This is a genomic window from Dietzia sp. SYD-A1 (assembly GCF_015356725.1).
Lineage (GTDB): Bacteria > Actinomycetota > Actinomycetes > Mycobacteriales > Mycobacteriaceae > Dietzia.
In genome coordinates this window covers 1-5,314 of record NZ_JADDKI010000364.1, presented here as the reverse complement: position 1 = coordinate 5,314, position 5,314 = coordinate 1, and the positions used below count along the sequence as shown (strand labels likewise).

Here is a 5,314-nt window from a genome sequence, read left to right as displayed (position 1 = left end):
GGCCAGGCCGCCCGCGTAGGCGCGGCGGTACACCCCGCCTGTGTCCGACCCGGCGGCGAGCAGGCCCGGGATCACCGTGCCGTCGGCGCGCAGGACCGACGTGTCGGCCCCGATCCTGATCCCCACGAACGGGAACGTCACGGCCGGGGTCGTCTCGACGATGTAATACGGCCCGCGGTCGAGCGGGGCGAAGTCGTACTCCCGCGGCGGCACGACCTTCTGGCCCGACTCGTTGACCCGGCGGATCCCCTCGGCGATCCTCGCCCCGTCGTAACCCCACTCCTCGGGCAGGTACTCGAACTCCTCGAGCGTCTCCGCCAGACCGCACCGGCCGCCGCGCCTGGAGGCCTCGGTGTACTTGTCGATCGCGACCGCACCCTCGACGTAGGAACCGCAGATCCAGTCGCGGTAGACCCGTTCGTCCGCGACCACCAGGCCGCGGGCCTCGGGTTGCTCCATGAGCGCCATCGCCGTGAGGTGATCCCCCTGGGTCTCGTCCACGAAGCGCTCGCCGTGGAGGTTGAACAGCAGCGCGTGCTCGGAGTAGTAGAGGGAGAGTCCCACGAAGTCGCCGGAGTCCCGGAAGGGCAGACCCGCGGGGATCAGGTGGCCGTAGAAGCCCGCGTCGTCGAAGCCGATGCCGGCCTCCACCGATTCCGCCAGCCTCAGTCCCCCGCCGTCGCTGTGCGGGTTGGACCGGAGCGGGAATCGTGAGGCCAGCGGGTGCAGGTGGCGCTCCACCAGCTCCGCGTCGGCCTGGAACCCCCCGGTGGCCAGGAGAACTCGTCGCGCCCGGATCTCGTGGACCTCGCCGTCGGCCAACCGGACCGTCGCCCCTGCCACGCCGTCGCCCTCGGTGATGAGTCCCTGCACGTGGGCGGCAGTGTGGATCGCGTTCCCGGCGGCCCTGATCTCGCGGGCGCAGGCGTCGAGATACTGGTTGGTGTCGAACGCGTGACCGACACCGTAGCGCAGCACGGGGACTCCCTCGGCGCAGTCGACGCCCCGGCCTCGGATCCAGTCGAGCCCGGCGGCGAAGTCGTCGACGACCGCGTTGCGGAGCTCCTCATCCCCATGGGGGTTGATCTCCGCCATGATCTGCCGCGTGGGTGCGGTCCAGGCATATCCTGCGAACCTCGCGGAGCCTCCGACGTCGTCGGCCTTCTCCACCACCATGACGGTTGCCCCGCGTTCGGTGGCGCGGGCGGCGGCGGTGAGGCCGGCCATGCCGGCACCGATGACGAGTAGGTCGACGGCGTTCTGCATTCGGGTCTCCCGGAAAGGTAGTGCTGCTGTGATGTGGACCACCCTAGCATCTTAATTGAACTCAGTTCATCTATTAGGGCCGGTCGCTCACCTTCGGCCCCTCGACCGCCCCGGCCACCAGCGACTCCACCCGGTGCCGCAGCCGGGTCTCCGGGACGGTGAGGCGCCGGTGTTCCTGTTCGACGAACTCCTCGGCGCTGCCCACCCGGTATGTCTCGACGAACAGGCCGGGCTCCGCGGTCGGGCGCTCGAGCCGCCAGCGCCGGCCCCCCAACCGGAGCCGGGAGCGACGCAGATCGCGCATCGCGGTGAGGAATTCCCGCGTGCGACCCTCCGGCACCCGGTACACGTAGCGGACCACCACCGGTCCCGATCGGTCGCCCCGAGGCGTGCCCGGGTCGGTGACCTCACCGGACGGCCCCGCCGGCCCACCGAGTTCGGAGACGAGGACCGGTTCGATCCCCTTCTCGGCGCCCAACCCGACGAGCAGGAGCGACACGCAGCTGATCACCATCAACCCGGCTGCCACGAGGAGGGCGGCCTGCAGTCCGGCGGCGTCGGCCACGACCCCCCACAGGAGCGATCCCGCCGCCTGCGTCCCCTGGACCATCAGCAGGATGACCGCGATCAGCCTGGGCCGGATCCAGTCCGGGAAGAACTGGTGCCCCATCGACATCCACGAACTCTGCACACTCACCCAGGCCGCGCCGGCGAAGAGCATGGCGATCCCGACCACGACCGGCGACGTCGAGACCGCCAGCACCGCCAGGGCCGCGGCGTAGACGAGGGCGCCACACGCGGCGAACACCGTGACCCTCAACCGCCTCCGCAGCCCACCGAACCCCATGACCGCCACGACGGCGCCGGCGCCGATCAGCGCCATGAGCACCCCGAATCCGTCCGCGCCCATCCCGAGACCGTCGTAGACGGCGAGGGAGATGAGCGCCCAGAGTGCGCTGGACGGGATCCCGAAGAGGAAGAGCTGGCACAATAGCCGTGTGGTCCACGCCGAGTTGACCACGAACCGGACCGCGCCGGAGATCTCCGGCATGATCGCCCGACGCGGAGCGGTCCGGTCGGGCGACCGCCGCTCCATCCGCCACAGCGCGAGCGCACAGCCCACAGAGAGGACGGCGACCACCGCGAACGCCCATTCCGCGCCGGCGAGTCCCAGTCCCAGGCCCGCCAGGAGCGGCCCGAGCGAGCGGGCGAGATTGAACACCGCTCCGTCGACCAGTGCCGCGGTGGGGATCATCCCGCGGTCCACGGTCTCCGGAAGAAGCGATTGCCAGGAGACCCCTACCACCACCAGCGCGGTGCCGACGAGGAGAACGGAGCAGATCATCGGGAGTGCCGTGTCGGCCCCCGTCACCGTGAGCACGGTCGCCGCCACCGCGGACCCCGCCGACGCCACGGTGGCCAGCGCCATCATCTTCTTGCGCGAGGCATACCCGGCGATCACCCCGACCGGTAGCGCGAGCACCAGGAACGGCACGGCCATGGCCGCCGGCGCGAGAGAGATCACCGACGCGGGCTCACCTCGCTCGGTGAGGACCCACTGCACCGAGACGACGTGGATCCACACGGCCACCGCGTTGGTGAGTTGGACGGCCTCGAGGGCCCGGAACGCGCGCTCGTGCCGGAGCGGGCGCGCCGTCGATCGGTGGGCGCCCGCCCCGTCGCTCACCACTGGTCCCAGTGGATGAACTCCTCCGCCGGTGGCCGCCAGGCGGGGCGGAAGGTGGTACCGGTGTAGTGGGCGACCGGGATCATGCAGACCTGTTCCACCTCGGCGGGATCGATCCCCACGATCTCGGCGACCTCGTCCTCGCGGCCGAGGGTCATCCCCGTCCAACAGGTGCCCAGTCCGCGAAGCCGCGCGGCGAGCATGAAGTTCCACACGGTCGGATACACCGTCGCGAGCCTGTGTTTGGCCGCCAGCACATCACCCTCGGCCAGCCGGGGCGTCAGACACGGGATGACGATCACCGGCACCCGGGACATCACCGCCGCGAGGTGCTCGGCCGAGTCCCTGGTGCGTCTGCTCTGGGCCGCGTGCGTGGGGTCGGCGTCGACACGGTGGAACAGCCCCACGTCGCTCGCGCGATAGAACCCGTCGAACTCCTCCCGGTAGATCCGGCCGAGGCGGTCGATGCGCGCGGGATCGCGGACGATCACGAACTCGGTGCGCATGAGATTGGAGCCCTGGGGCGCCTGGAGGGCGTCGGCCACGCACTCCTCCAGCGTTCGCGGGTCCACCTCGCGCCCCAGATCGAGTCGCCGGCGCACCGCGCGGGTGGTGGTGATCAGATCGTGCGCACCGAGGGGCTCGGGCGGGGTCACGGCCGCGGGATCAGTCATGGTCACCCCTACACCCCGACGAGATCCGCGATCGACCGGCGGGCTTTCCGGCCGCCCCCGAAGGCACCCTCGTCCCCGAGAGCGCGACGAAGGTAGAAGTGGGCGGAGTGCTCCCACGTGAAGCCGATCCCACCGTGCAATTGGATCGCCTCGTAGGCGCTCCTCGTGGCGGCATCCGCACACACCGCCGATGCGACCGCCACGGCCAGCTCGGCGTCGCGGGCGTCGTCCTCGTCGAGAACCGCGAGGGCGTACATCGCGGCGGACCGGGCCCGCTCGCGGTCGACCAGCATATCGGCCAGGCGATGCTTGATGGCCTGGAAAGACCCGATCGCACGTCCGAACTGATGACGCTGTTGGACGTAGGCGACCGTGTCATCCAACAGCCGGGCGGCGATCCCCGCGTGTTCGGCGGCGAGCGCCGCACCGGTGATGAGCGTCAACTCACGGACCACGTCCGGGAACCGTGCGGCACCGACGAGGATCCTCGTGGGCGCGTCCACCAACTGCACGTCGGCGCGGCGCCTGGTCAGGTCGACGACCTCTCGCGGGCGACGTTCTGCTCCGGTGAGGTCCACCACCACGAGCGCCTTCTCCGCTCCGGAGGACGCCACGACCACGAGCGAGTCGACCGCCTCCCCCCAGAGCACGCCCGGGACGAGCCCGTTGACGACGGAACCCGCCTCGCCCGTCGCCCCGGCACCCGCCGAGAGGGTGACCTCGCCGTCGAGCGACACCCCGATCGTGCGGCGTCCCTCCATGACCGCTCCGAGGAGATCGTCCAGCGATGCCGGGTCATCCGCTCGGACCAGCGCCTGCCCGGCAATTACGGCACTGACCAGGAGCGGCTCCGGGAGCAGCGCGGCTCCGGTCTCCTCGAGGACCACGCCCAGGTCCGCGAAACCGAAACCGTGCCCACCGAGTTCCTCGGGCACGGCGAGGGCGGCGACCTGCAGTTCATCGTTGAGTCTGCGCCACCGGGATTCCGAGTAGCCCGAGTCGGAGTCGATCGACTCGCGGACCGCCTCGTGGGTGCCGTGCCGGGCCACGAACCGGGCCACCACCGCGCGCAACTCGTCACGCTCCGGGGTCGGAAGGATGATCGACGGGTCGGCCTCGGGTCGCGCCGTTCGTGTCACTTGTGTCACGGGAAGTCCTCTCCTACGCCGTGGAGGTGGGGTGCCCCGCGTCGTGTAATTGAGTTGAGTTCACTTCAACCCATGACAACATAGTGAGGCGCATCACGCAAGCTCTTGAGGTCGGGCCCGATCCTAAACTAAGTTCGATTCATGACCTCGCCCGATTCCGCCCTGCCCGATTCCACCCTCGTCACCTACTACGCCCACGTGGACTCGGGAGACCTTGAGTCCGGTCTCGCCCTCCTGTCGCCGGACGTCTCCTTCGCCATCCTCCTCCCGGGCACTGCCGTGCGCGGCACGGACCGCGACGGCGTCCGCCGGTACCTCGAGGGGCGCGGTCCCATCGACCGGCGTCACGTCCCTACCCATGCCACCCGCACCGGTGAGCTCGAGTTCGTCTACGGCGCCGTGGTCGAGGACGGCGTCACGATCACCGGCCATTTCCTCGCATCCGCCCGAATCGACGAGGACGGGCTCATCTCCGGGTACCAGGTGGCCTTCGACCCGGAGCTCGGGCTCGTCTCCCCCACCCTCGACCGCTCCTGATC

At 70.3% G+C, this 5,314-nt stretch carries 5 protein-coding genes; 1 reads left to right on the top strand and 4 read right to left on the bottom strand.

All coding sequences use genetic code 11. The features are described 5' to 3' along the window. From IY392_RS13840 to IY392_RS13825, 4 genes are all read right to left on the bottom strand, one after another. Nucleotides 1-1,266 (bottom strand): FAD-dependent oxidoreductase (locus IY392_RS13840; protein ID WP_194861522.1); only part of this gene is annotated, 1,266 nt, incomplete at its 3' end. A gap of 73 nt (nucleotides 1,267-1,339) precedes the next feature. Then, nucleotides 1,340-2,953 (bottom strand): MFS transporter, encoded by a 1,614-nt coding sequence (locus tag IY392_RS13835; RefSeq protein ID WP_159078004.1) that lies wholly within the window; start codon nucleotides 2,951-2,953, stop codon nucleotides 1,340-1,342. Further along, on the bottom strand, nucleotides 2,950-3,627 hold the full coding sequence (locus IY392_RS13830; protein WP_107758146.1) for a nitroreductase family protein: 678 nt from the start codon (nucleotides 3,625-3,627) through the stop codon (nucleotides 2,950-2,952). The genes IY392_RS13835 and IY392_RS13830 overlap by 4 nt, the downstream gene beginning before the upstream one ends. An 8-nt stretch (nucleotides 3,628-3,635) precedes the next feature. Continuing rightward, on the bottom strand, nucleotides 3,636-4,766 hold the full coding sequence (locus IY392_RS13825) for an acyl-CoA dehydrogenase family protein (RefSeq protein ID WP_194861521.1): 1,131 nt from the start codon (nucleotides 4,764-4,766) through the stop codon (nucleotides 3,636-3,638). A 150-nt stretch (nucleotides 4,767-4,916) separates the two neighbouring features. Between IY392_RS13825 and IY392_RS13820 the strand changes: the two genes are divergently transcribed. Further along, complete coding sequence (locus tag IY392_RS13820; protein WP_107756839.1) at nucleotides 4,917-5,312, top strand: nuclear transport factor 2 family protein; 396 nt, start codon at nucleotides 4,917-4,919, stop codon at nucleotides 5,310-5,312. The last annotated feature ends 2 nt before the right edge of the window (nucleotides 5,313-5,314 follow it).